Annotated in this window: 22 protein-coding genes; 5 read left to right on the top strand and 17 right to left on the bottom strand. The window is 60.8% G+C overall.

What is annotated here, in order from left to right; translation table 11 throughout:
- Window positions 1-3: 3 nt before the first annotated feature.
- The 11 genes from era to rpoE form a co-directional block, all read right to left on the bottom strand.
- Entirely contained in the window at window positions 4-921 is a 918-nt protein-coding gene (gene era, locus BM346_RS13700) for a GTPase Era (protein WP_092014221.1), read from the bottom strand.
- Entirely contained in the window at window positions 921-1,610 is a 690-nt protein-coding gene (gene rnc, locus BM346_RS13695) for a ribonuclease III (RefSeq protein ID WP_092014218.1), read from the bottom strand. Before rnc ends, era begins: the two co-directional genes overlap by 1 nt.
- On the bottom strand, window positions 1,607-1,981 hold the full coding sequence (locus BM346_RS13690) for a DUF4845 domain-containing protein (protein WP_092014216.1): 375 nt from the start codon (window positions 1,979-1,981) through the stop codon (window positions 1,607-1,609). Before BM346_RS13690 ends, rnc begins: the two co-directional genes overlap by 4 nt.
- A 49-nt stretch (window positions 1,982-2,030) precedes the next feature.
- A complete protein-coding gene (gene lepB, locus BM346_RS13685) occupies window positions 2,031-2,858 on the bottom strand; it encodes a signal peptidase I (protein WP_092014213.1) in 828 nt (275 codons plus the stop codon).
- 12 nt (window positions 2,859-2,870) lie between these two features.
- Window positions 2,871-4,673 (bottom strand): translation elongation factor 4, encoded by a 1,803-nt coding sequence (gene lepA / locus BM346_RS13680; protein ID WP_092014210.1) that lies wholly within the window; start codon window positions 4,671-4,673, stop codon window positions 2,871-2,873.
- 165 nt (window positions 4,674-4,838) lie between these two features.
- The gene (locus BM346_RS13675) at window positions 4,839-7,565 is read right to left on the bottom strand and encodes a bifunctional diguanylate cyclase/phosphodiesterase (RefSeq protein WP_092014208.1); all 2,727 of its coding nucleotides are present in this window, start codon (window positions 7,563-7,565) and stop codon (window positions 4,839-4,841) included.
- Between the two features lie 263 nt (window positions 7,566-7,828).
- On the bottom strand, window positions 7,829-9,217 hold the full coding sequence (locus BM346_RS13670) for a DegQ family serine endoprotease (protein WP_092014206.1): 1,389 nt from the start codon (window positions 9,215-9,217) through the stop codon (window positions 7,829-7,831).
- A 130-nt stretch (window positions 9,218-9,347) separates the two neighbouring features.
- On the bottom strand, window positions 9,348-9,818 hold the full coding sequence (locus BM346_RS13665) for a SoxR reducing system RseC family protein (protein ID WP_092014203.1): 471 nt from the start codon (window positions 9,816-9,818) through the stop codon (window positions 9,348-9,350).
- Between the two features lies 1 nt (window position 9,819).
- The gene (locus BM346_RS13660; protein WP_227663006.1) at window positions 9,820-10,821 is read right to left on the bottom strand and encodes a MucB/RseB C-terminal domain-containing protein; all 1,002 of its coding nucleotides are present in this window, start codon (window positions 10,819-10,821) and stop codon (window positions 9,820-9,822) included.
- 95 nt (window positions 10,822-10,916) lie between these two features.
- The gene (locus BM346_RS13655) at window positions 10,917-11,477 is read right to left on the bottom strand and encodes a sigma-E factor negative regulatory protein (RefSeq protein ID WP_092014200.1); all 561 of its coding nucleotides are present in this window, start codon (window positions 11,475-11,477) and stop codon (window positions 10,917-10,919) included.
- Between the two features lie 27 nt (window positions 11,478-11,504).
- Window positions 11,505-12,116 carry an RNA polymerase sigma factor RpoE gene (gene rpoE, locus BM346_RS13650; protein ID WP_092015022.1) on the bottom strand — a complete coding sequence of 204 codons (612 nt, stop codon included), beginning with the start codon at window positions 12,114-12,116 and terminating at the stop codon, window positions 11,505-11,507.
- 223 nt (window positions 12,117-12,339) lie between these two features.
- Here rpoE and nadB point away from each other — a divergent pair, with 223 nt between their 5' ends.
- From nadB to BM346_RS13625, 5 genes are all read left to right on the top strand, one after another.
- Window positions 12,340-13,944: an L-aspartate oxidase gene (nadB, locus tag BM346_RS13645; protein WP_175510257.1), complete on the top strand. Its 1,605-nt coding sequence runs from the start codon at window positions 12,340-12,342 to the stop codon at window positions 13,942-13,944.
- 45 nt (window positions 13,945-13,989) lie between these two features.
- Window positions 13,990-14,250 carry an FAD assembly factor SdhE gene (locus BM346_RS13640; protein WP_092014195.1) on the top strand — a complete coding sequence of 87 codons (261 nt, stop codon included), beginning with the start codon at window positions 13,990-13,992 and terminating at the stop codon, window positions 14,248-14,250.
- Complete coding sequence (locus BM346_RS13635; RefSeq protein ID WP_092014191.1) at window positions 14,234-14,764, top strand: hypothetical protein; 531 nt, start codon at window positions 14,234-14,236, stop codon at window positions 14,762-14,764. Before BM346_RS13640 ends, BM346_RS13635 begins: the two co-directional genes overlap by 17 nt.
- Window positions 14,745-15,749 carry a CAF17-like 4Fe-4S cluster assembly/insertion protein YgfZ gene (gene ygfZ / locus BM346_RS13630; RefSeq protein ID WP_227663007.1) on the top strand — a complete coding sequence of 335 codons (1,005 nt, stop codon included), beginning with the start codon at window positions 14,745-14,747 and terminating at the stop codon, window positions 15,747-15,749. Before BM346_RS13635 ends, ygfZ begins: the two co-directional genes overlap by 20 nt.
- 81 nt (window positions 15,750-15,830) lie before the next feature.
- Window positions 15,831-16,664, top strand: coding sequence for an HDOD domain-containing protein (locus BM346_RS13625; protein ID WP_092014188.1), 834 nt, complete (start codon window positions 15,831-15,833; stop codon window positions 16,662-16,664).
- Window positions 16,665-16,748: 84 nt separating this feature from the next.
- On the opposite strand, the gene ung is transcribed toward BM346_RS13625, so the two are convergent.
- The 6 genes from ung to BM346_RS13595 form a co-directional block, all read right to left on the bottom strand.
- Entirely contained in the window at window positions 16,749-17,483 is a 735-nt protein-coding gene (gene ung / locus BM346_RS13620) for a uracil-DNA glycosylase (protein ID WP_092014186.1), read from the bottom strand.
- 4 nt (window positions 17,484-17,487) lie between these two features.
- Window positions 17,488-19,011 (bottom strand): lysine--tRNA ligase, encoded by a 1,524-nt coding sequence (lysS, locus tag BM346_RS13615; protein WP_092014183.1) that lies wholly within the window; start codon window positions 19,009-19,011, stop codon window positions 17,488-17,490.
- 58 nt (window positions 19,012-19,069) lie between these two features.
- Window positions 19,070-20,165 (bottom strand): peptide chain release factor 2 gene (prfB, locus tag BM346_RS13610; RefSeq protein ID WP_139229940.1). Its coding sequence is split into 2 segments (ribosomal slippage): window positions 19,070-20,092 and window positions 20,094-20,165, totalling 1,095 coding nucleotides; the frame shifts between segments, so codons are not numbered across the junction.
- Window positions 20,166-20,512: 347 nt separating this feature from the next.
- The gene (gene recJ, locus BM346_RS13605; RefSeq protein WP_092014178.1) at window positions 20,513-22,243 is read right to left on the bottom strand and encodes a single-stranded-DNA-specific exonuclease RecJ; all 1,731 of its coding nucleotides are present in this window, start codon (window positions 22,241-22,243) and stop codon (window positions 20,513-20,515) included.
- Between the two features lie 42 nt (window positions 22,244-22,285).
- Entirely contained in the window at window positions 22,286-23,686 is a 1,401-nt protein-coding gene (thrC, locus tag BM346_RS13600; protein WP_092014176.1) for a threonine synthase, read from the bottom strand.
- An 11-nt stretch (window positions 23,687-23,697) separates the two neighbouring features.
- Window positions 23,698-24,999 (bottom strand): homoserine dehydrogenase, encoded by a 1,302-nt coding sequence (locus tag BM346_RS13595; protein WP_092014174.1) that lies wholly within the window; start codon window positions 24,997-24,999, stop codon window positions 23,698-23,700.
- Between the last annotated feature and the right edge of the window lies 1 nt (window position 25,000).

Genomic DNA, 25,000 nt, shown 5'->3' with positions numbered 1-25,000 from the left:
GCCTCAGCTGTCGTTCATGCCCAGGCTTTTCAGGGCCCGGTCACTGTCGGCCCAGCCCCGGCGGACCTTGACCCAGAGGCGCAACATCACCTTGGACTCAAACATCCGCTCCATGTCGGCACGGGCTTCCTGGCCAATGCTGCGCAGCCGCTCCCCCTTGTCGCCGATCACGATCTTCTTCTGGCCTTCCCGTTCCACCAGAATCAGCGCCGAAATGTGCAGGGTCTTGCCGTCGTGCTTGAACTCCTCTATTTCGACCGCCACCGAGTAGGGCAGCTCCGCCCCCAGCTGCCGGGTGATTTTCTCGCGCACCATCTCGGAGGCAACGAAACGCTCGCTGCGATCGGTGATCTGGTCATCCGGATAGAAATGCACACTCTCGGGCAGGAACCGGGCCACCGCCTCTTCCAGGGGTGCGAGGTTCTGCTCCTTGAGGGCCGACATGGGAATGATCTCTGCGAAGTCACGCTTGCGGGCGAGCTCCTCCAGCACCGGCAGCAAAGTATCCCGCCGCTCCAGCTTGTCCACCTTGTTGACCGCCAGGATCACCGGACATTTCAGGTGTTCCAGTTTTTTCAGGACCATTTCGTCCGCCGGGGTCCAATGGTGGCGATCCACCACGAACACCACCACATCCACGTGCTTGAGAGCCGATGAAGCGGTCCGGTTCATGTAGCGGTTAAGCGCGCGGGGCTCGTCCTCATGCATACCGGGAGTATCCACGTATATCGCCTGGACATCTCCCTCTGTCTTGATGCCGAGGATCTGGTGGCGCGTGGTCTGGGGCTTGCGGGAGGTTATGCTCAGCTTCTGGCCGAGCACGTGGTTCAGCAGGGTCGACTTGCCGACGTTGGGACGGCCCACGATGGCCACGAAACCACAACGGCTGTGAGGGTTCTCGGATTGGGTAACATCATTCATCAGTTGGTCTCCACACCCAGCTGTTTGAGGGCAGCCCTGGCGGCCTGCTGTTCGGCGATGCGACGGCTGCTGCCGGCCCCCGTGGTCTTCCGGTCCAGGGATGGCAGGGCACAGGACACATGGAAGGTCTGGGCGTGGGCCTCACCGTCCACCGAGATCACCTCATAGAGGGGAAGCGGGAATTGACGCGACTGCAGGTACTCCTGCAGCCGGGTCTTTGGGTCTTTCTGGGTATCCTGGATATCCAGACGCTGCAGACGCTTATCGAACCACTCCAGCACCCGCTCGCGGCAGGTCTCGAACCCGCTGTCGAGGTAGATGGCCCCGATAATGGACTCCACAGCATCGGCCAGTATCGAATCCCGGCGAAATCCGCCACTTTTCATTTCACCCGACCCGAGGCGCAGGTACTGACCCAGCTCGAACTCCCGGCCGATTTCCGCCAGGGTGACCCCCTTCACCATCCGCGCCCGCAACCGGCTGAGCTGCCCCTCGCGGGCGCGCTCAAAGTGGTGATACAGGTACTCGGCGATAATCATGTTCACCAGGGAATCGCCCAGGAACTCCAGACGTTCGTTGTTCTGGTTGCTGTGACTGCGATGGGTAAGCGCCAGCATCAGCAGTTCCGGGTCATGGAACTGGTAGCCGATGCGGCGCTGTATTCGATCCAGGTCGGGGCGGTTATTCACTTTCCTGTAAGCTCATAGAAGTGACTGAAGTTCATCACTGCATCCACGTTATAGGCCACGTGGCTCCGTACCTCGTACTCGAGACTGATGATCACGGTCTCGCCATCCTTCTCCACCTTGATATCCTTGGCATTGAAGCCGTCGACGTTATTCACGCTCAGGCGCTTGGTGATAAGCCGTCGCACATCGGCTGGCGTCATCCGTGAGAGACCTTCTTCGCCGTCCAGGCCTTCCAGGGCGCCCTGGACAGTGTAGTCATCCAGGTAGGCGGGGCCCAGCTTGATCACCAGTGTCAGCAGACTGGCGAAGAACAGCACGATTATAAGAATGCTCAGGGACGAGGCGCCACGCTGGCGGAAGGGTTGTTTCATACGCACGTACCTCATGAGAAAGGCCTTTTGAGCCCATTATCGTTCGTAATCAGTCGATGGGACCTACCCGCTCGAAGGACGGCAGACTGGTAATGGATGGCCACTGCATCCAGATCAGGAAGGCCTTCCCCACGACCATTTCATCGGGAACCATACCCCAGAAGCGGCTGTCGTTGCTGTTATCCCGGTTGTCTCCCATCGTGAAGTAGTGCCCATCTGGAACAACCCATTCCCCTTCTCCAACGCCGACCATGCCTTCAAGATTACGGTAGATGAAGTGCTCGACTTCGCCCAGCTTCTCTTCCAGCAGCTCCACCGGTGGCAGGCTGGCGATAAAGCGGGTAGGCACTTCCCGTCCATTGATGTAGAGGGTTTTGTTCCGGTAGCGGACCCGGTCACCGGGAAGACCCACCACCCGCTTGATGTAGTTTGTTTTCCCATCTTCAGGGTAACGGAAAACCATGACGTCACCCCGCTCGGGATCGCCGATGGGAACTATCTTGGTTCCGACCACCGGCAGCCGCAGACCGTAGGCGTACTTGTTCACCAGGATAAAGTCCCCCACCTCCAGGGTGGGCAACATGGAGCCCGACGGAATCTGGAACGGTTCAACCAGAAAAGAGCGCAGCACCAGAACAATCGCCAGCACCGGAAAGAAGGATCGGCTCAGATCAACAAGGTACGGTTCCTTCGGGCCCGCTTCCTGCTCCTCATCCCCATGAACCCCGCCTGCGGCATGCCCCCCTTCGGCGAGGGCACCACCGGATTCTTCCCATGCGGCCTCACGCCGGGGCTTCAGAAACAGTCGGTCAGCCAGCCAGATCAGACCGGTCGCGAAGGTCAGCACCACCAGAACCAGCGGAAAATCAATGTCCATTTTTTATTCGTCCTAGCTATCCACTTTCAGCACCGCCAGGAACGCTTCCTGAGGTACCTCGACATTGCCCAGCTGCTTCATCCGCTTCTTGCCTTCCTTCTGTTTCTGCAGCAGTTTCTTCTTGCGGCTGACGTCGCCACCGTAACACTTGGCGGTCACGTTCTTGCGCAGGGCCTTCACCGTCACCCGGGCCACCACGTGGGTACCGATGGCTGCCTGGATGGCGATATCAAACATCTGCCGGGGTATCAGCTCTTTCATCTTCTCGATCAGGGCCCGGCCTTTGTGATGGGCCTGATCCCGGTGCACGATCAGCGCCAGTGCATCCACGCGCTCGGCATTGATCAGCACGTCCAGGCGCACCAGATTGGCGGGCTGGAAGCGCTTGAAATGATAGTCGAGCGAGGCGAAACCCCGACTGGCGGACTTGATGCGGTCGAAGAAGTCCAGCACCACCTCCGCCATGGGCAGTTCGTAAGTGAGCTGCACCTGGTTGGCCAGGAACAGCATGTTGCTCTGGACCCCCCGCTTTTCCTCACACAGGGCAATGACGTTACCCAGATGTTCCTGGGGCACCAGGATGCTGGCCTCCACGATGGGCTCCCGCATCTCCTCGATGGAACCCACATCCGGAAGCCTGGAGGGGTTGTCCACGGAGATAACCTCACCGGTGCGGGTCACCACCTCGTAGATAACCGTGGGTGCCGTGGTAATGAGGTCTATGTCGTATTCCCGCTCCAGTCGTTCCTGGATGATTTCCATGTGCAGCATGCCCAGGAAACCACAACGGAAACCGAAGCCGAGGGCGTCGGAATTCTCCGGCTCATAAAACAGGGAAGCATCGTTCAGGGTCAGTTTTTCCAGGGCGTCCCGGAAATCATCGTAATCGTCAGCGCTTACCGGAAACAGGCCGGCATAGACCTGGGGCTTCACTTTCTTGAAGCCCGGCACCGCCGCGGTCTCGGCGGCATGCTTGTTGGACACAATGGTGTCCCCTACAGGCGCGCCGTGGATATCCTTGATTCCCGCGACGACGAAACCCACTTCGCCGGTACCCAGTTCACCCGTCTCCGTGGGCTTGGGGGAAAAGATACCAACCTTGTCCGCATTCCAGGCCTTGCCGGTGGACTTGATCTGGATCTTGTCGCCCTTGCGCAGAACGCCCTGGCGGACCCGCACGAGGGATACCACCCCAAGGTAGTTGTCGAACCAGGAGTCAATGATCAGGGCCTGGAGTGGAGCGTTTTCCTCCCCCTGGGGTGGTGGGATGCGCCGGATCAGATCCTCCAGGACATCCTCCACACCCAGGCCGCTCTTGGCGCTGCAGCGGACCGCGTCCGAGGCCTCGATGCCGATGATGTCCTCGATTTCCTGGGCAACGCGCTCCGGCTCCGCCTGTGGAAGGTCCATCTTGTTGAGAACCGGTACCACTTCGAGCCCCTGCTCAATGGCAGTGTAGCAGTTGGCTACGGACTGGGCCTCGACCCCCTGCCCCGCGTCAACCACCAGCAGCGCTCCTTCGCAGGCGAAGAGCGAGCGGGATACTTCGTAGGAAAAATCCACATGTCCCGGGGTATCAATGAAGTTGAGCTTGTACTCGATCCCGTCCCTCGCCTTGTAGTTCAGGGTAACGCTCTGGGCCTTGATGGTGATGCCCCGTTCACGCTCAAGATCCATTGAGTCCAGCACCTGTTCCGCCATTTCCCGGTCGGTCAGTCCCCCGCAGACCTGAATAAACCGGTCCGCCAGGGTGGACTTACCATGGTCAATGTGGGCGATGATCGAAAAATTCCGGATGCGGCTAAGTTCAGTCACAGACAAATGGTTACCCGTAGAAGACTTGGTCACCTGACGCCGTGGTGTCCCGACTGGACCCCGGATGACGCCGTTCTGGTGGAGAATTTCAGGATGGACACCGCAACTGGGGGCCGGTTCCTGCAAAGGCGGGATTTTACCGGTTGTCCGGGCTTATTACCATGATCAAGGCATGAGCGCCCGCTCATACTGATTCACCAGATAACTGATAAGGGCATCTTCATCCAGCGGGTAGCTGAACAGGTTGCCCTGGCACTGGGCACAGCCGGACTGCTCCAGGAAGCGTAGCTGGTGAGGGGTTTCAACGCCTTCCGCCACTACCGTCAGGTGCAGCTTGCGGGCCAGTGCAATTACTGCGGCGGCGACATCGGTCGCATTGGCGTTGTAAGGAATATCCCTGATAAAGCGGTCATCGATCTTCACCGCATCCAGCGGTAGTTGCTGAAGGGCGGTCAGGGAACAGGCACCGCTGCCAAAATCGTCCAGAATGAGGCGGGCCCCGGTGTCATGGAGAGCACCCAGCAATACCCGAAGTGTCCGGGGGTCTTCATTGAGCAGGGCCGCGGGCAACTCCAGCTCAAGCCGCTCTGGTACGACACCGGTTTCCGTGATGATCCGCCGGAACAGGTCCAGGAAACCCGGGTCGGTCACCTGCCGCACGGAAAGATTCACCGCCACCTGGAGACGCTCGAACCCTGCCCGCTCCAGTGCCTGTATCTGGATGCAGGCCTGGCGCAACGCCATTTCCCCCAGCCGCACGATCAACCCGGACTCTTCCGCCAGGAAAATGAACTGCTGGGCCGAAACCAGTCCGCGCTCGGGATGCTGCCAGCGAAGGAACGCCTCGACCCCCACCACCCGTTGCTGGGCCAGGTCTACCTTGGGCTGGTAGTGCAGCACGAACCGGTCTTCATCCAGGGCATTGGCCAGTTCCTCCTGCTGCAGGAGGCGCCGCGCCGCCTGAAGATTCATGGCAGGCGTAAAGAACTGGTAGTTGTTACGGCCCCGTTCCTTCGCCCGGTACATGGCCAGATCGGCGTACTTCATCAGCACACCCGTATCTTCGCTGTCGTGGGGAATCATGGTAATGCCAATGCTCACCGTGATCCCCACTTCGTGTTCGTTGAGCCTTACCCGCTGGCAAAGGCGACGCAGGATCGTCTCCGCCACTTTCGCCGTGGCCTCGGGGCCGCTGATCCGCGACAGCAGGACCACAAACTCGTCACCGCCGAGGCGGGCCACGGAATCCTCTTCCCGGACACAGCCGGTCAGCCAGTGGGCGACGTGCTCAAGCAACCGGTCTCCCGCATCATGGCCCAAGGTGTCGTTGATTCGCTTGAAACCGTCCAGGTCAAGGAACATCAGTGCCGCCGGCTCCTGACTGCGTCGACTGCGACGGACCACATGAGCCAGTCGGTCGCGGAACAGCTGCCGGTTCGCAAGGCCAGTGAGGGGATCATAGAAAGCCAGGCGGTGAAGCTCCGACTGGGCCGCCCTTAACTGGGTCAGATCCCGAAGACTGAGTACCACGCCATTGACACCGGGAACATCCAGCATGGAGGTGAATGAGCCTTCCATTTCCCGCCACTCCCCCGCTGCGTCCCGCACACGGGCCCGCACCACCGGCACGGGCTCTCCCGGCCTCGCCACCGCCTCATCAAAGCCGGCCTGCAGCCGGGGCCAGTCGTCACTGTGGATTCTGGGCTCCGGGTTCAGCGACCGCACATCCTCAGGGTCATAGCCAAGAATGGCCTGACAGGAAGGGCTGATATAGCTGGCTCTGCCCTGGCGATCCATCACCACGGTAATGTTGCTGGCGCCCTCGGTAATCGCCCGATAGCGGCCACCGCTCATCTGGGCAAGTATCCGGGAGCGGATAAGCGAGAGGGAAAAGGCGAACAGAAGTACGCTCACCAGGACGCCGGAGCCAAGAACGATGGGTGGACGCGGGTCAGATGCAAGAAAGTCAAAGGCTGGCGTGGAGCGGGTCTGTATCACCCAGGCCCGCCCACCGAACTCAATCTGCTGGCTTTTCTGGAAACTGAAGTTCTCGTCCAGGGATCCCAGGTTGGAGGCATACATGAGGGTTTCGCGGCCAAGGCTGCTTCCGTCGAAAATGCGAACGTCCTGGAAGGGGGCAATAAGGCCGACAATGCCATCGAGCAGATTGTTGGTTCTGAAGGCACTGAAAACGAAGCCCTTGAGCAGCATCCGCCGTTCACCCAACGAAGACGGGATGAGCCCTCCATGATAGACGGGGTAGTACATGAGGAATCCTGCCTGGTCCTCGGCCACCTCCTCCTGGACCAGCACCACTTTACCGGTGACGACGGGGCGGCCTGTGTCACGGGCACGCTCCATTGCCCGTCGATGGACCGTGTCCTGAAAGGCATCATAGCCGAAGGCAAGGCGGTTTCGATCAGTGACGGGCTCAAGAAAGACAATGGGGTGGTATTGCGCTCGCAAGCCGGGGGGGCGAACCGTGTAATCTGCCAGGCCCTGTGCCCGGGTCTGGTCGAGGTGTTGCCGTAATTCCTCGCTTTCGACTCTCTGGGTGTAGCCAATGCCCTGGATGCCAGGGTAATAACGGTCAATATTGACCTTTTCGATATAGGTCTTCCAATCGTCCCGATTCACCTCCCTGGCCACTGAAAACAGGCCGGCGCTACCCGCCAGTACCTGTTCATAATTGAGAAGGCGCTCCTCAATGGCGGTTCGCAGCTGCAGGGCCTGGGCGTTGAAACGGGCTTCAGTGCGATCTTCCACCAACCGCATCGACAGAACCCACAGTGCCGCGGTCACGCCCAGGGCGATCGTGAGAACGAGCCAGGCCGTGCGGGCGTTACGCAACCGCAAGAGGTCTGTGAGGGCAATATCCTTTACATTGATCATTGTCCAGGGTCCGTTCCTTGGCCTCGTCCTTGGATAACCAGACATTCAGTGTGGCGAAGGGTCGTCGAAAACGCCAGAGAAACGCGTCCGCGCCTTTAAAACCCAGCCATCTGTCGCCTTCTTCAACAGATGACGATATCAGAAGTCGGGTTCCCGAGACAGACAGCAAGTAACGAAAAAACCGCCAACTGATTCACAGATGACGGTTCTTAATAAACATCAAGATAGTATCGGGGCCCTTTAATGGGCCCCGAACGCTCCGGTCAGGGTTTCATCACCAGGTAGGTGGCCCGGCCTTCACGAATGATCCGGACAGAGACGGCCTTGTCGGATGGCAGGCTGTTAACCGCCTCGCGGAACGAATTCATATCGGTGATGGGCTTCCGGTTAAGTTCGGTGATCACATCGTTGGGGCGGATACCTGCCTCAAACGCCGGACCCCGACCCACCTGGGTCACCAGAACCCCGCCCGGTACGTCGAGCTTTTCGGCCACTTCTTCCGGCAGGGGTTCCACAGACATTCCCAGCGGCCCTGCGGAGGGCTGTGACGGTTCCGCCGAAGTAGCACCGGCACCTTCGTCGGCCGGAAGCCGGCCAATCTCCACTTTAAGGGTCTTTTCCTCACCGCCGCGGAGAATGGTCATGGTGGCCTCCTCTCCCACCGGCGTGCGGCCAACCCTGGGTGGAAGATCCGCGGACAACTGGATCGGTTCACCCTCGTAGGAGAGTACGATATCACCAGACTGGAGTCCGGCCTCCTCGGCTGGCGATCCGGGCATCACTTCGGCGATCAGCGCGCCTCTGGGCCGGCTCAGGCCGAAGGATTCGGCCAGGTCGCGATTCACTTCCTGGATCAGCACTCCCAGCCATCCGCGGGAGACCTCGCCCTCGTCCCGCAACTGCCGGAACACGTTCATGGCATCGTCAATGGGGATAGCGAAGGAAACCCCCATGAAACCACCGGAACGGGTATAGATCTGGGAGTTGATGCCCACGACCTCGCCGTCCAGGTTGAACAGCGGGCCACCGGAATTACCGGGGTTGATGGCGACATCGGTCTGGATAAACGGAACGTAGTTTTCACTGGGCAGTGACCGGCCCACGGCACTGACAATACCCGCGGTCACGGTATAGTCGAAACCGAACGGCGAACCGATGGCCAGCACCCACTCACCGGGTTCGAGCTCGGAGGAGTCACCGATCTTGACCACCGGCAAGGGCTCGTCGTCTTCGATCTTCAGTACGGCCATGTCGGACCGGGGGTCAGTGCCCACCAGCTTTGCCTGCAGTTCGCGGCGGTCGCTCAAACGAACCATGATCTCATCGGCACCCTCGACCACATGGTTGTTGGTCAGTACGTAGCCGTCTTCAGAGACGATAAAACCGGACCCCATGGAACGGCGGGGCCGGGCGGATCCGCCACCGTATGGGGACTGGGGGCCGCCGAAAAAGTGCTGGAAGAATTCCGGTAGCTGCTCGAACTCCCGCTGACTGAAGGGCGCGCCGCGAGCGCCGCGCGGATCTGGCTCGGAAACCGTGCTGATATTCACCACTGCGGCGGAGTTATCCTCCACCAGCTCCGTGAAATCGGGCAGAGACTGAGCCTTTGCCGAGAGACTCAGAAATAACAGCGTGGCGAGACACAAGGCCATCGTCGATAGTCGGAGGACCGTTTTGGCGGGTTGGAAAGATACCGCTACTGGAGACATTGCCGTCATTGTTTCACTCCGTGTAAGTGAGTAGTTCCTTGGTAAGGTGGCGCCGCCAGCCCCGGATTTCAACTTACAAAGCCGTAGGATTTCGCGACACATACATTTCGTCAGAGCGCGGCACCAGTCGCCCCATTACCGGCTGCCACCCATCCGCACCGCGCCGGGACAGCGCTCGTGCTGACAGCAGTCCGACGGTCAACCCGGCGGCTGCCATCATGATGGCAATCAGATCCTGACCAGGCAGGAACACCCCTGCCATCACGGTGGCCAGAACCATGAGCAGAAGCGGAAGCGCATAAACCAGGAGCGAGGCCTTCAGGAGCGCGGCCTCCTCGATCGCCACCGTGACCTGATCTCCCGCCTTCGCACCCAGCGTATTGGTTACCCGGAGCTGGCGGGACTGCCCCCCACTGAGGCTCGCCAGGGCTTTCTGGCCACAGCCATGGCGGGCCCGACAGGTCTGGCAGGCACTCTGACGGATGGTCTGCACCCAGGCCTGATCACCCGAGGTGGAAATGACGGTTCCGGTTTCGTGGATCATTTCAGTCCCGCTGGGATTGCGTCAGGGCTCGCCGGTCGTTCACGACGACGGACTGGGCCACTCGCATGGCGGTGGGCGGCGGTATCTCACCGACCACCGTCACCAGAAAGCCGTCAGCCCCATCCTCACGTCCCGTGTAATGCATGTAAACCGTGGTGGCACCGATTCGGGAGGCCCCCTGGGGCATATCCAGAGCCTCTGCAGGCTCCACGAATACGGAAAAGGTTGCCAGGCCATCGGAGAAGGCTGCAGCCTGACCGCGCCTGGCCATCGGAGCCGCCGCTGGCATGAAGCCGTCAGGCCGCCAGCCAAGGCTCCACCCTTCCATACGGCCTTTGTCGCCGAAACCGGGTAATGCAGACTTGAAGGTTTTGGTGGCGGCGTCCGACCGGATCTCGAACTCAGAATCCGGTAGCTCGTCGGTTATTTCCAGCATGGTGAACTGGAACCGCTCCAGCACCTCGTCTCCCAGGCGAACGTGGCTTTTGAGGAGCAACCCGGTCTCCTTCTCCAGCCATAGCCGGTAACTGTAACGGTTTTCGTCCCGGGGCTGCAGGCCGATAACCATGGCGGGATAGCCTGCGACACGGTCCTCACCCAGGATTTCAGGCTGATACCAGGCACCCACCGGAACCTGCGGGCTGGCGATGGCTTCGGCAAAGGGACCCGAGGGAATAATCCGGTCAAGCTGAATACGCCCTTGGTCCGGCAGCACGCAGATAACGCGGTTGCCCTTGCGCAGGATCTCTCCACTGGCACCGTCCTGCGGCACCAGCCGCTCCTCCACCTGGCCATTGCGGTACCGGTGGGCAATCATCATCGAGTTTACCTGGTCGCCACGGGAGTAGACGAAAATACCGCGATAGGTGGTCATGTTCAGTGCGGGACCCAGTTTTAACAGCCAGGCCTCGGCCGTTTGCTCCCTGGCAGCGTGGGCCGGCCACGACGCCAGCAGGGTCGCAGCCAGCACCAACACCATCAGGTATCCAAAATCGGCGGGCATGGCCCAGCTTCGTACCCTCAAGACATCCCCCTCCGATGACAATCGACCACCACGGCGTCTGTTGACGCCAATCACTGCACACTCAACCCGAAGGGTCAGTAATCTTGGCCTGAAACGCTGGTCAGGCGGGCATACCCGACAGCACCCTGACCCGCCGCCACACTGTTGTTCTGGGCGTGCTCCAGCAGATAACGGCTGAGCTGCTCCCATTGACGCTCATCCAGCCCCTGCAGGGCCACTTCCGGAACCACCCCGTTCTGCCCGGGCGGAACCTGTGCCTGAATGGGCACCAGGGTGTCGGAACCGGCTCCGGTAATACTGTCCCAGCCACTACCGGCACCAAATCCGAGGGCAACGCCCAGCCCGATCATCGCCACCGCCGACCACCGCCAGGGTGCATGCCGGCGACGCAGTTCCTCATCAGCTGTCCGCGTCTGTACCGGCGCCTGATCCAGATTTTTCCGGACCGCGGCGCCGACATCGATGCCATGATGGCTGGAGGGCGCGTCGTGAATCACATCGCGAATCCGCTGCCAGCGCCGCCACTGATCCCGCACCGCCTCCTGATCGTCGTGGGACAGGACGCGGCGTACCGCCAGCTCGTCCGCCTGATCGTCCATCATCGCAGACAAGGTTTCCCGAAGCCGATCATCCATTGTCTGTACCTCGTAAATGGTCGTTGTTCATGCGTTTTCCAGCATCGGGCCCAACTGCCGGTCGATGGCATCCCGGGCCCGGAAAATACGTGATCGAACCGTGCCGATTGGGCACTCCAGTATGCGGGCGATATCCTCGTAGGAAAGCCCTTCGTACTCCCGCAACAGGAACGCCGAGCGCAACTCCTCCGGCAGCTCGTCTATGGTCGCCTCCAGCACTTCCCGTAGCTGGTCCCGCTGCAGATGACGTTCCGGCGATGCCACATCCCGAAGGCGGCTGGCGTCGTCGAAACTCTCGGCGTCAGCCACATCAACCGCTCCCTGGGGACGGCGCCCCCGGGACTCCAGATAGTTCTTGGCGGTGTTCACCGCAATCCGGTAAAGCCAGGTATAGAATGCACTGTCACCACGAAAGCGCTCCACCGCCCGATACGCTTTGACAAACGTTTCCTGGGTCAGGTCGAGCACTTCCTGGTTGTCGTAGACGTACCGGCTGATGATGGAAGCGACACGGGACTGGTATTTGAGCACCAGAAGGTCAAAGGCCGAGCGGTCGCCATTACGGGCCTTGCGCACCAGTTGCAGGTCTGTCTGCCCCTCGGGGGCAGTTGGCCGGTTATGTTCCTCGTCCGGTTTCATGGGCTGGCCGGCGGGCACCTCCTCTGATTGAGCCGCGAATCGAGCCGCTGAGCCTGTCTGCTGCCTTTCCCTCATGATCATATGCGCTTCTTCCACATGTTGACGGCGGGCTTACCGGAACCTCTGATGAGGAGCCGACAACGCTTTTCACTGTGGGCAAATAGACAGCAGCCAGAAAGTTTAGTTCAATACTCGCCACATTATGGCCCGCGACGACGATGACATGCCACAGTCTCACGAATATGACGTTCTTATTATCGGCAGTGGCGCTGCCGGACTGACGGTTGCCCTGAACCTGCCGACCCACCTGAGTGTTGCCGTGGTCAGCAAGGCGGAGATCACCAGCGGCGCCACCCTCTGGGCCCAGGGCGGTATTGCCGCCGTCCTTGACAGCGAAGACTCCCTGGAAAACCACATATCCGACACCCTGGATGCCGGCGGCGGCCTGTGCCATGAGGATGCCGTGCGCTATACGGTGGAGAATGCTGCCGACAGTATCAAGTGGCTGGTGGACAGTGGCGTCCAGTTCACCCGGGATGAAAACGAACAGCTTCACCTCACCCGGGAGGGCGGGCACAGTCACCGGCGCATTATTCATGCCGCCGATGCCACGGGCAACGCGGTCTCCACCACCCTCAGCGAGCAGGCCCAGGCCCGACCCAACATCAATCTGCTGTCACGCCGTGTGGCAGTGGATCTGATTACCAATCGCAAGCTCGCGCTGCCCGGAAACCGCTGCGTGGGGGCCTATATCCTGAACCTGGAGGACAACCATGTGGAGCTGTTCCGGGCCAGGTTCACGGTGATCGCCACCGGCGGTGCCAGCAAGACCTATCGCTACACCACCAACCCGGACGGCGCCTCCGGCGATGGCATCGCCATGGCCTGGCGTGCGGGCTGCCGGGTGGCCAACATGGAGTTCAACCAGTTTCACCCCACCTGCCTGTACCACCCCCACGCCAAGTCGTTCCTGATCAGCGAGGCAGTCCGCGGGGAAGGCGGGGTACTGCTGCTGCCGGACGGCGACCGATTCATGGAGCGCTTCGACAGTCGGGGCGAACTGGCACCACGGGATATCGTGGCACGGGCCATCGACCACGAGATGAAGCGCCTGGGGGCGGATCATCTCTATCTGGACATCAGCCATAAACCGGCGGACTTTATCCGCGAGCACTTTCCCACCATCCACGACAGGTGCCTCGCCTTCGGTATCGACATTACCCGGGAGCCCATTCCCGTCGTCCCCGCGGCCCATTACACCTGCGGCGGCGTCATGACCGACGAGCGTGCCCGTACCGACATCAACCAGCTATACGTCGTGGGAGAGGCCGCCTTTACCGGTTTGCACGGTGCCAACCGGATGGCCAGCAACTCTCTGCTGGAATGCCTGGTCTATGGCCGCGCCGCGGCGGCGGACATCGCCCGGCGCGAGCATGACATTCCGGCCCCGCCGTCGGCGCCGGACTGGGACGAATCACAGGTCCGGGACTCCGATGAGGACGTAGTCATTTCCCACAACTGGGATGAACTGCGCCACTTCATGTGGGACTATGTAGGCATAGTACGCACCACCAAGCGGCTGCAGCGGGCCAAACACCGGGTTGATCTCCTGTCGCGGGAGATCAGCGAGTTCTACAGCAATTACCGGGTCAGCAATGACCTGCTCGAACTTCGGAACCTGGTGATGGTGGCGGACCTGATCATATGCTCGGCCCTGCAGCGCAAGGAAAGCCGAGGCTTGCACTTTACCCTGGATTACCCGGGGTTACTGAACGAACCGGAGGACACTGTCCTGGTACCGACAACGTACCGGATCGCCTCGCCCTGAGGAGTCCTCTGACAAGCACTTTACCTTCACGTGAGCCCTGATCCGATGTCTGACAACCCCAACGCCGAGTTCAACCGTCTTCGCTGGCACAGCCGTCGTGGCATGCTGGAGCTGGACGTCCTGCTGCTCCCGTTCCTGGAAGAGGCCTATGGCGACCTGCCCAGGGAAGACCAGGAGCGCTTCCATAAGCTGCTGAACACCGAAGACACCGACATGTTCGAATGGTTCATGCAACGCAGTGAACCGGAAGACCCGGATCTGCGACGCATCGTTCGCATAATGCTGGATCGTGTACAGCCGGATTGAGTTAACGCTTGCCGCCTCACCCCGGGCGGGGCTGGTTGCGGCCGGCCCCTGGCTGCTGTTACTGGCCGCCGCGGTGGCGCTTGCGGCAGCGGTTCATCCCATGATACTGGTGACCGTGCCGGTCCTGATTAGCGGTGGGATCAGCCGCTGGCGCCGATGCGGTTCCCAGCGTCACCCCCAGGCTGTGATCAAACTCACGGTAAATCAAAAGAACCTGTTCGCCACCCTTGCCGACGGTCGCGAGCTGCAGGTCTCCGTTGCGTCAGACAGCCGTGTTGGTGGCGAATGGCTGGTGCTGACCCTCCGTGCGGTGGAACCGCGGCAGGATCTGCCTGTCGTTCTCGCACCGGGGCCCGGCCCGGGCAACGCCGACACCACCGCCCTGCGACGCCTGCGGGTGTGGCTGCGGTTGATGCCGGATGCCGCCACCCCCATACAGTCAACACCCTGGTACCGAAACCCATTGCAAGCCCTACGGCCCGGAGGCAACCCCAATGTCCGCGATGCCCGATAACACCGCCCTGGCCCACTCCCGGCTGGAACTCCCCGCCGTGGTATTTCTCACTGACCGGAAAATCTACCGGGTCAGCGGCCCCGGGACCGACCAGTTCCTTCAGGGACAGGTCAGCCAGAGCCTGGACAAGGTCACGGCAGGTCATGCACCGAGAGCCGCCATCAGCACTCCGAAAGGCCGTGCCTACCTGCTGACCCGCCTGGTGCGCGACCGCGAGGACGTCCTGCTGAGCATGCCGGCGGCCATCGCGGACGGCGTGACCACCCAACTCAACAAATATCTGATGCTGTTCCGGGGCACCGTTATGACCCACCTGGACACTGCCGAACTGGTGGGGCTGCTCGGGCGCCAGGCCGCCGTCGCCGTTGCCGGCAGCCCGGAATCGCTCCCGGCCGAGTCAAATGATTCCGTTGCCGTGGAAGGAGGCTTCCTGATCCGGACCACCCCCGCTGAAGATGGCACCGAACGTTTTGAACTCTGGCTCCCGGACGGCTGCCCTGAAAGGCTGCGAGCTGTCCTCAGCGGGCTGCGACAGGCGTCCACCGACGACTGGCTGGCCACCGAGATAGCCGCCGGCATCGCGGAGCTGAGCCCGGAAACCCAGGAAGCCTGGGTGCCCCAGATGCTGAACTGGCAACATCTTGAGGGCATTCATTTCAAAAAGGGCTGCTACACGGGGCAGGAAGTCATCGCCCGCATGCACTACCTCGGCCAGCTCAAGAAGAGCCTCTTCCGGCTTTCCGCCAAGACCAGCGAAATACCGGCTCCCGGCACGGGCATACTCGGCACCGGCAAGTCCGTCGGTGAAGTGGTGCAGGCGGTCGGCCTTGATGATGGCTCGGTACAGTTGCTTGCGGTGCTCCGTCACAGCGCAGCCGGAGAGACCCTCACCCTGGCCGAAAACGGGGCGGAGCTGACTATCCGCCCATTACCCTACGCCGTGCCGGAGCGGGAAACGGAAGAAAACAGTGGACCAGATACATAAGGTGACAGGAAAATGTGTCGCCTTCTGTTATAAAAGAGTCCATCAGTGAGTTTATTACTACGATCAGGGACCTGAATCACTATGTCCAACATTGTCGATACCATTCGCGACGACATTCTTTCTGCCATTGAGAGTGACAGGCTGATCCTCCCGACCTTACCGGAGGTGGCGCTGCAGGTACGGGATATTGCGGAAGCCGACGACTCGTCGATCATGGACCTGGTCAAGGTCATCAGCAATGATACCGCCCTTTCCGCCCGGTTGATCCGGGTCTGCAACAGCCCCCTGTTCCGGGGCAGCCGTGCCATAGAGAATCTCAATATGGCGGTCAGTCGCCTGGGCATGGCCTACACCAGCAACCTGGCCATGGGCCTGGCCATGGAGCAGATGTTCCAGGCCACCTCCGACATGATCGACAAGCGTCTTCGCGCCAACTGGCAGACCAGCACCGAAGTGGCCGGCGTCTGCCATGTGCTGGCGCAACAATACACCCGCCTGAAGCCCGACCAGGCAACGCTGGCCGGCCTGGTGCACCTGATTGGTGTCCTGCCCATCCTGCGGTACGTGGAAGACCAGGACATACAGATCAGCAGCGTCATGCTGGACAACGTGATTGACGAACTCCATCCCAGGATCGGCGCCACTATCCTCAAGCGCTGGGACTTTCCGGAAGAGTTGCAGCTGGTTCCCCTGGAATACCAGAACTACCGGCGCCAGGTTGCCTCGGCGGACTACGCGGATCTGGTCATGGTGGCCAATCTGCAGCTTCTTGCCGGCACCGGGCACCCGGTCAACGAAATGGACTGGAGCACCATATCCGCCTTTGACCGCCTGGGCCTGGATCCGAACATGAACATGAGCGAAGAGGAAGACCTCAACGCCCAGATGGAAGCGGCAATGGCGTTGCTTAAGTAGGGCAAATCACCGAAGTTGCCCACCAGAACACGGCCCCATGGCGGGAGACACCGTAGTTACCCTCAGGCCGGTGCCGGGGCCGCCTCACTTCTTTTTATAGCGTTCGATCAGTTCTGCTTTATCTGGCAGGGACCAGTCCACGGGAGGAAGGTCCTGCTCTTCCAGCCATTGATTGGCCCGGGAGAAATGCCGGCAGCCGAAAAATCCCCGGTAGGCACTCAGGGGCGAGGGGTGAGGCCCCTCCAGCACCAGGTGCCTGTCACGGTCGATTACGCGCCCTTTTTTGCGGGCATAGCTACCCCACAGCAGGAAAACCACCCCTTTTCGGTGCCGGTTGATGGCTTCAATCACCCGGTCGGTAAAGGTTTCCCAACCCTTGCCCTGATGGGCGCCGGGGTTGCCCTCCTCCACCGTAAGTACCGCATTGAGCAGGAGCACACCGCGATCGGCCCAGGGCTGCAGACAGCCATGATCCGGTGGCGCGATCCCCAGATCATCCTCAATCTCCTTGAAGATGTTCTTCAGTGACGGAGGAACCGCGACGTGGGGTCGCACGGAGAAGCAGAGGCCGTGGGCCTGGCCGGGACCGTGGTACGGGTCCTGGCCGAGGATAACCACTTCCACCTGATCCAGCGGCGTGCTGTTAAGGGCATTGAAACAATGACGTCGTTCCGGGTGCAGGACCTTACCGGCCTTCTCTGCATCTGCCAGGAATTCCGCCAGTTGCCGCATGTAAGGCTGGCGAAATTCCCCGCCAAGTATCCGGTCCCAGCCGCGGCCGGGCCGGAGCTGTTGTGCCAGGGCCTCGGCCGGATGCATCGGACTACTTCTCCTCGTGCCTGTGTTCGGGACGCATCGCGGGGAACAGTATGACGTCCCGGATGGACGGCGAATCTGTCAGCAGCATGGCCAGGCGGTCAATGCCGATGCCCTCGCCCGCGGTCGGCGGCAGGCCGAACTCCAGGGCGGTGACAAAATCCTCGTCATAGAACATGGCCTCGTCGTCGCCGGCATCCTTTTCAGCCACCTGGGCCTGGAAGCGCTCAGCCTGGTCCTCGGCATCGTTAAGCTCGGAAAAGCCATTGGCAATCTCACGCCCACCCACGAAAAATTCGAAGCGCTCGGTGACGAACGGATCGCTGTCCTTGCAGCGGGCCAGGGGCGAGACTTCCTTCGGGTAATCCGTAATGAACGTGGGCTGCATCAGGCGATGCTCGGCGGTGGCTTCGAAGATTTCCACCTGCACCTTGCCAAGACCCCAGCCATCCTTCAGCCGGATCCCGAGGTCTTTCGCCACCCGGCGGGCGCTGGTCTCGTCCAGCAGCTGGACCCGGGAAATGTCCGGGTTGTAACGCAGGATGGCATCCACCACCGTCAGGCGCTCAAAGGGTTTGCCGAAGTCGTATTCCAGTGCCTCCTCGGTGCCGTCAGCAAGCACGCGGGTATTCACCACCATCGTGGTTCCCAGCACCTTGCCGGCGATAGTGCGCAGCATGTCCTCGGTGAGGTCCATCAGGTCATTGTAATCCGCATACGCCTGGTAGAACTCCACCATGGTGAATTCCGGGTTATGACGGGTCGACAGGCCCTCGTTACGGAAATTGCGGTTAATCTCGAATACACGCTCGAAGCCGCCCACAACCAGCCGCTTGAGGAACAGTTCGGGGGCGATACGAAGATACATGTCGATGCCCAGGGCGTTGTGGTGGGTGATGAACGGACGTGCCGTGGCACCACCCGGAATCACCTGTAGCATGGGGGTTTCCACCTCCATGAAATCCCGCTCGGCAAAATACTGGCGCATGGTATTGATGATCTTGGAACGGGCGTAGAAAACCCGGCGACTGTCCTCATTCACCATCAGGTCGACATAGCGCTGGCGGTAGCGGGCCTCGGTATCGGTCAGACCCTTGTGCTTTTCCGGCAGGGGGCGCAGCGACTTGGTCAGCAGCACATACTCTTCCATGGTCACATACAGGTCGCCCTTGCCGGATTTCGACAGGATTCCGCGAACGCCTACGATATCCCCCAGATCCCAGTGCCGGGTGTCCTTCTGAACATCCTTGGACGCGTAGATCTGGATCCGACCGGTCATGTCCTGAACCACCTTGAACGCCTTGCGATCAAGCATCATGCGGCCGGCGATGGCTACACGAATGCCGAGGGACTCGAGCTCTTCCTTGGACTTGTCACCGTATTTTTCCTGCAGCTCGGCAGCGGTGGCATCACGGCGAAAATCATTGGGAAAGGGATTGCCCTGCTTGCGAAGGTCCGCCAGTTTGGCGCGGCGCTCGGCAATCAGTTTGTTGTCCTCGGGGTGAGTGGCATTCGGGCTGTGATCGGTCATGTTGGCTCACAAAAAGAAGTCGGAATTTCCGGATTGACGCGATAAAGGATGGCGCTGTCTACAGCGCCATCTTCAGGCTGGCTTCGATGAACCTGTCGATATCACCGTCCAGCACGTTCTGGGTGTTACTGGTTTCCACCTTGGTGCGCAGATCCTTGATACGGCTGTCGTCCAGCACGTAGGAGCGGATCTGACTGCCCCAGCCAATGTCGGACTTGGCGTCTTCCTGTTTCTGCTTCTCGGCATTGCGCAGCTGCATCTCCCGCTCGAAGAGCTTGGCCTTGAGCTGCTTCATGGCCTGGTCCTTGTTCTGGTGCTGGCTCCGACCAGCCTGGCAGGCCACCACAATGCCGGTAGGGTTATGGGTCAGCCGTACCGCGGACTCGGTCCGGTTGACATGCTGGCCACCGGCGCCGGATGCGCGATAGACGTCCACCCGAAGGTCAGCCGGATTGATCTCGATCTCGAAGCTGTCATCCACCTCTGGTGAAACGAACACCGAGGAGAACGAGGTATGACGACGGTTGCCGGAGTCGAACGGTGACTTTCGCACCAGCCGGTGAACACCGGTTTCGGTCCGCAGCCAGCCATAGGCATAATCACCCTGGATATGGATGGTGGCACTTTTGATACCGGCCACCTCCCCTTCCTGCAGTTCGATGATCTCGGCCTTGAAGCCGCGTCGCTCGGCCCAGCGAAGATACATGCGCAGCAGCATATTGGCCCAGTCCTGAGCCTCGGTGCCACCGGAGCCGGCCTGAAGGTCCAGGTAGGCGTTGTTTGCATCCATCTCCCCCGAGAACATGCGACGGAACTCAAGTTTTTCCAGTTCCTTGTCGAGGCCTTCCAGGTCGTTCTCGATGTCGGCGACCGCGCCTTCATCCTCTTCCTCGGCGGCCATCTCCAGCAGGCTTTCGGCGTCGCCAAGACCACTGGACAGGTTATCGATGGTGCGCACGATGAGTTCCAGGTCTGAACGCTCCTTGCCAAGAGCCTGGGCCCGCTCAGGGTCATCCCAGACAGAGGGCTGCTCAAGCTCGCGTTCGACTTCGGTCAGGCGCTCACTGCGCTGGTCATAGTCAAAGATACCCCCTGAGCGCTTCAGTGCGCTCACGAAGTTCCTTGATCTTCGTAACAATGGGATTGATTTCCATAAGAGCGTTACTCGCTGTGGCGAATGGAGAGTAAAAACAGAGGCGGAATTCTACCGGAAATCCGTCGCCGGTTCAGCCCCGCCTGATTGATTGGCCGCGGAATCCGCGGAAGTACGCGGAAAAAGACAAAATGCAGGGTTAGCCACGGAATCCACGGAAGAACACGGAAGAACACGGAAAAAAGAAAGAGAAAAAAATGATGGCAGGTAAGACTCGGCAATACCTGCTATGGAGGCCGCTCACTTATCTCTGTTTTTATCTTTTCATTCCGTGTTCTTCCGTGGTTTCCGTGGCAAAATTTCTTTTTTTTGCGTTCTTCCGCCGATTCCGCGGCAAACACAAGCCTCTCAGCAAGGCTCCAGGTAATCGATCAGCAACTGCAGGCTGGTGCGCCCCCGGAAGGTGTTGGCGTCGGGTTTGTAGACCACGCGGGCGCCGGTGCGGGTGTAGTCAGGTACTTCCGGACCGGTATTGAAGGCAATGCCGTCCACGATGTTACGACCATCCGCCGGCTGGAGTACCAGCTTGAGGTGATTTTCGCCGACGATGCGCTGGCTGATCACCCGGAACTCACCATCGAATACCGGCTCAGGGAAGTGCTGTCCCCAGGGGCCGGCACGTTTGAGAAGGTGGGCCGTCTCCAGGCAAAGCTCTCCGATCTCAAGGGGACCATCGGTAACAATGGCCGCTTCGAGATCCTCGGGCCTGAGGGCATCCCGCACTGCCTGATCGAAGGCATCGCTGAACCGTTCAAGATCACAGCGGAGGATGGTCATGCCTGCTGCCATAGCGTGGCCACCGAATTTTTTCAGCAAGCCGGGATGGCGGGCGTCCACCACCGCCAATGCATCGCGAATGTGAAAGCCCGGAATGGAGCGGGCGGAGCCCTTGATGTGTTCGCCGTCGTCGTCCGGCGCGAAGGCGATGGTCGGGCGGTGAGTCTGCTCCCGGATGCGGGCCGCGAGAATGCCGATCACGCCCTGGTGCCACTCGGGATCGAACAGGGCGAGCCCCCACGGGAGGCCTTCGATGTCCAGCGACATGGAGGCCAGCAGCTCCTGGGCCTGGGCTTTCATGTCGCGCTCAATGGTGCGGCGTTCCCTGTTAAAGGTGTCCAGCTCCCGGGCAAGGCGACGGGCCTCCTCCGGATCATCGGCCAGCAGACACGCGATGCCGATGCTCATATCGTCCAGCCTGCCGGCGGCATTCAGGCGCGGCCCCACCACAAAACCCAGGTCGGTGGCACCGATGGTGGTGTGTTCCCGGCCGGCCACCTCCAGTAGCGCCAGGATGCCCGGCCTCGCCAGGCCCTGCCTGATGCGACGCAGGCCCTGTTCCACGAATATCCTGTTGTTATGGTCCAGGGGCACCACGTCCGCGACTGTCCCCAGAGCCACCAGATCCAGCAGACTGCCCAGATTGGGCTCCGGTTGCGGCAACCTGCCACACTCCCGCAAATGCTTTCTCAGGGCGGTAAGAACGTAGAACATGACTCCCACGCCCGCGGCATTCTTGCTCAGGAAGGGACATTCCGGCTGGTTGGGGTTCACAATGGCGTCCGCGTCCGGAAGGCTCTCACCCGCCAGATGATGATCGGTGACCACCACTTTCATGCCCGCAGCACGTGCGGCCCGGATACCCTCGTGGGCGGAAATACCGTTGTCCACGGTCACCAGCAGGTCCGGTACCTCGCCCTCTTCCGTCAGCCGGTGGATGATACCGGGGGTCAGGCCGTACCCATCGGAGAACCGGCTGGGCACGCGAAAATCCACGTTCGCCAGTCCCAGCATCGACAGCCCCAGCATGGCCACCGCTGTGCTGGTGGCACCATCAGCGTCGAAATCCCCCAGCACCAGGACTTTCTGCTGCTGCGCAATGGCGCCGGCCAGCAGTTCCACGGCCCGGTCGATGCCACGAAGCTGCAGGGGAGAGGCCAGGTGTTTCAGGGTATAGGTCAACTCATCGTCAGAGGTGACGCCCCGGGCGGCATACAACCGCCGGAGCAGCGGAGAGAGGTTTTTGCCCCAGGCGGGATCGGCGCTCACCCCCGGGCGGCGAAGAATCTTCTTCTGCGTCATGGCCGGACCGGGAGCCGGCAGCCGGCTCCCTTCATTGAGGCTTCAGGCATGTTTCCAGTGCTTTGCCATGAAATCCTGTACCGAGGCCAGGTCGTTCTCCAGCACCGTGTAGCGCTCCTCCCGCTCGAACAGGTCCGCCATGTGGGCCGGCAGTTGCGGCTTCACGGAAAGACCCGCTTCGGCAATGGCATCCGGGAACTTGGCGGGATGGGCCGTACCCAGGGTGATCATGGGTACGCTCCTGTCCCGGCGACAGGTTCGCGCCGCCTTCACGCCAATGGCGGTATGAGGGTCGAGGAGGTATTCGTTCTCGTCGTATATCTGGCGAATGGTTTGGCAGGTGGCGCGGTCATCCACCGCGTCACTGTCAAACAGCTTGCGGGCATGGCGCCAGCGGTAATCCTCAATACTCACCGGGCCCCTGGCAGCGTTCTCCAGAAGCTCCTTGACGGCGGCTCCATCCCGTCCATGCAGATCGAACAGCAGACGCTCGAAGTTGCTGGACACCATGATGTCCATGCTTGGTGACAGGGTATGCTCCAGCTGATGCTGCTCATACCGGTTGCCGCTCATGAACCGGTGCAGAATATCGTTGCGATTGGTGGCAATCACCAGCTGGGAAATGGGCAGCCCCATCTTCTTCGCCAGATAGCCCGCGAAGATATCCCCGAAGTTACCGGTGGGCACCGAGAAGGCCATGGACCGGTCAGGACCACCCAGGGCCAGGGATGCCTGAAAGTAATAGACGATCTGGGCCATGATGCGCGCCCAGTTTATGGAGTTCACCGCCGCCAGGCGGACCTTGCCCCCCAGGAAGGACTGGTCACCAAAGCTGGCCTTGACCATGCGCTGGCAGTCGTCGAAGTTGCCCTTGACGGCGATGTTGTGGATATTGTCCCCGGCCACCGTGGTCATCTGCCGGCGCTGCACCTCCGATACCCGCTCGTGGGGGTGGAGGATGAAGATATCGACGTGCTCACAGCGACGACAGCCCTCGATAGCGGCGGAGCCGGTATCGCCGGAGGTGGCACCCATAATGACCGCGTGCTGGTTACGCTTCTCAAGCACATAATCAAGCAGACGACCCAGCAATTGCAGGGCGAAATCCTTGAAGGCCAGGGTCGGGCCGTGGAACAGTTCCAGAACCCACTCGTTGGTGTCCAGCTGGACCAGCGGAGCAACCGCCTTGTGGACGAAGCCGTCGTAGGTTTCATCCAGCATCCGGCGGAACGCATCCTCCGGGATGGCATCATCCACAAACGGGTACATGACATTGAACGCCAGCTCGCTGTAGGGCAGCCCGCGCCAGCTGCGGATTTCCTCCAGGCTGAAATGGGGAAGGGACTCGGGCACATACAGGCCGCCATCAGAGGCCAGGCCAGTCAGAAGAACGTCCTCAAAGCCCAGAGCGGGCGCTTCGCCCCGTGTACTGATGTATCTCACGTGCTTACCTGTCAGTTGAAGTTTTCAGCGCGGATGCGAATCACCTGGTCATCCACCTCGTCCAGGGCTTCCAGGTCCTCGATGGCCAGGTTCACCTGACGCTCCTGGACCGTATGGGTCAGGATGATCACCGGAATCTTGCCGTCGAAGACTTCGGATTCCTTTTGCATGATGGATTCGATGTTGATGCCGTGCTCACTGAGGATGGAAGCCACCTTGGCGAGAACGCCCGGGCGATCCATGGCCTGGATGCGGAGATAGTAGGCGGACTGGGTGAATTCCATGGGCAGCACTTCCAGGTCCTCGATGGAATCCGGACCAAACCCGAGATACGGCACCCTGCCCTGACCACCGGCCTGGATGTTGCGTGCAACGTCCACGATATCGGCGATCACTGCGGAACCGGTGGCCTCGTCACCGGCGCCCGGGCCGTAGTACATGGTCTGGCCGACCGCGTCGCCATCCACCAGGATGGCGTTCAGAACACCATCCACCTGGGCGATCAGGTGACTTTGAGGCACCAGGGTGGGATGGACACGAAGCTCGATACCACCTTCGCGGCGGCGGGCGATGCCCAGGTGCTTGACCCGGTAGCCAAGCATCTCGGCGTGGGCGATATCGTAGGGGGTCAGACGGGAAATCCCCTCGGTATAGGCGCGATCAAACTGGAGGGGAACACCAAAACTGGCGGACGCCATGATGGTCAGCTTATGGGCGGCATCAACCCCCTCCACGTCGAAGGTGGGGTCGGCTTCTGCATAGCCCAGGTCCTGGGCTTCCTGAAGGACCTCGTTGAATGGCCGGCCCTTGCGCATTTCGGTGAGGATGTAGTTGCCGGTGCCGTTGATAATACCGGCCAGCCAGTCGATGCGGTTGGCGGCCATGCCTTCACGGATGGCCTTGATCACCGGAATGCCGCCGGCAACACCGGCTTCATAGGCCACGACCACGCCTGCCTTGCCGGCGGCTTCAAAGATCTCGTTGCCGTGAACGGCGATCAGCGCCTTATTGGCGGTTACCACGTGCTTGCCTTTGTTGATGGCGGCCAGCACCAGTTCCCGGGCGGTCTCGTAGCCGCCGATCAGTTCCACCACAACGTCCACGTCAGGGTCGTTGACGACGTCCATGACATCGGTGCTGAACGGAATATCGCCCAGGTCGATGTCATCCCGCCAGGTCCGGGTTGCCACCCGCACCGTGCGGATAACACACCCGGCGCGACCGGCGATCAGACTGGCGTTCCGGGCCAGCACATTGAACGTTCCGCCACCGACGGTCCCTAACCCGCAGATTCCGACCCTGACTTCTTTCAAG

Origin of the sequence: Marinobacter daqiaonensis (assembly GCF_900115285.1) — a bacterium.
In the GTDB taxonomy this organism is placed as follows: Bacteria; Pseudomonadota; Gammaproteobacteria; order Pseudomonadales; family Oleiphilaceae; genus Marinobacter; species Marinobacter daqiaonensis.
The sequence above is the reverse complement of the archived record's forward strand: the minus strand, read 5'-3'. Positions and strand labels throughout refer to the sequence as shown.

Bases quoted from the DNA above. Each gene is read 5' to 3' on its own strand.
- era (WP_092014221.1), bottom strand. From the start codon at position 921: ATGAATGATGTTACCCAATCCGAGAACCCTCACAGCCGTTGTGGTTTC.
- BM346_RS13690 (WP_092014216.1), bottom strand. From the start codon at position 1,981: ATGAAACAACCCTTCCGCCAGCGTGGCGCCTCGTCCCTGAGCATTCTT.
- lepB (WP_092014213.1), bottom strand. From the start codon at position 2,858: ATGGACATTGATTTTCCGCTGGTTCTGGTGGTGCTGACCTTCGCGACC.
- BM346_RS13675 (WP_092014208.1), bottom strand. From the start codon at position 7,565: ATGATCAATGTAAAGGATATTGCCCTCACAGACCTCTTGCGGTTGCGT.
- BM346_RS13670 (WP_092014206.1), bottom strand. From the start codon at position 9,217: ATGGCCTTGTGTCTCGCCACGCTGTTATTTCTGAGTCTCTCGGCAAAG.
- BM346_RS13665 (WP_092014203.1), bottom strand. From the start codon at position 9,818: ATGATCCACGAAACCGGAACCGTCATTTCCACCTCGGGTGATCAGGCC.
- BM346_RS13660 (WP_227663006.1), bottom strand. From the start codon at position 10,821: ATGCCCGCCGATTTTGGATACCTGATGGTGTTGGTGCTGGCTGCGACC.
- BM346_RS13655 (WP_092014200.1), bottom strand. From the start codon at position 11,477: ATGGATGATCGGCTTCGGGAAACCTTGTCTGCGATGATGGACGATCAG.
- rpoE (WP_092015022.1), bottom strand. From the start codon at position 12,116: ATGAAACCGGACGAGGAACATAACCGGCCAACTGCCCCCGAGGGGCAG.
- nadB (WP_175510257.1), top strand. From the start codon at position 12,340: ATGCCACAGTCTCACGAATATGACGTTCTTATTATCGGCAGTGGCGCT.
- BM346_RS13640 (WP_092014195.1), top strand. From the start codon at position 13,990: ATGTCTGACAACCCCAACGCCGAGTTCAACCGTCTTCGCTGGCACAGC.
- ygfZ (WP_227663007.1), top strand. From the start codon at position 14,745: ATGTCCGCGATGCCCGATAACACCGCCCTGGCCCACTCCCGGCTGGAA.
- BM346_RS13625 (WP_092014188.1), top strand. From the start codon at position 15,831: ATGTCCAACATTGTCGATACCATTCGCGACGACATTCTTTCTGCCATT.
- ung (WP_092014186.1), bottom strand. From the start codon at position 17,483: ATGCATCCGGCCGAGGCCCTGGCACAACAGCTCCGGCCCGGCCGCGGC.
- lysS (WP_092014183.1), bottom strand. From the start codon at position 19,011: ATGACCGATCACAGCCCGAATGCCACTCACCCCGAGGACAACAAACTG.
- recJ (WP_092014178.1), bottom strand. From the start codon at position 22,243: ATGACGCAGAAGAAGATTCTTCGCCGCCCGGGGGTGAGCGCCGATCCC.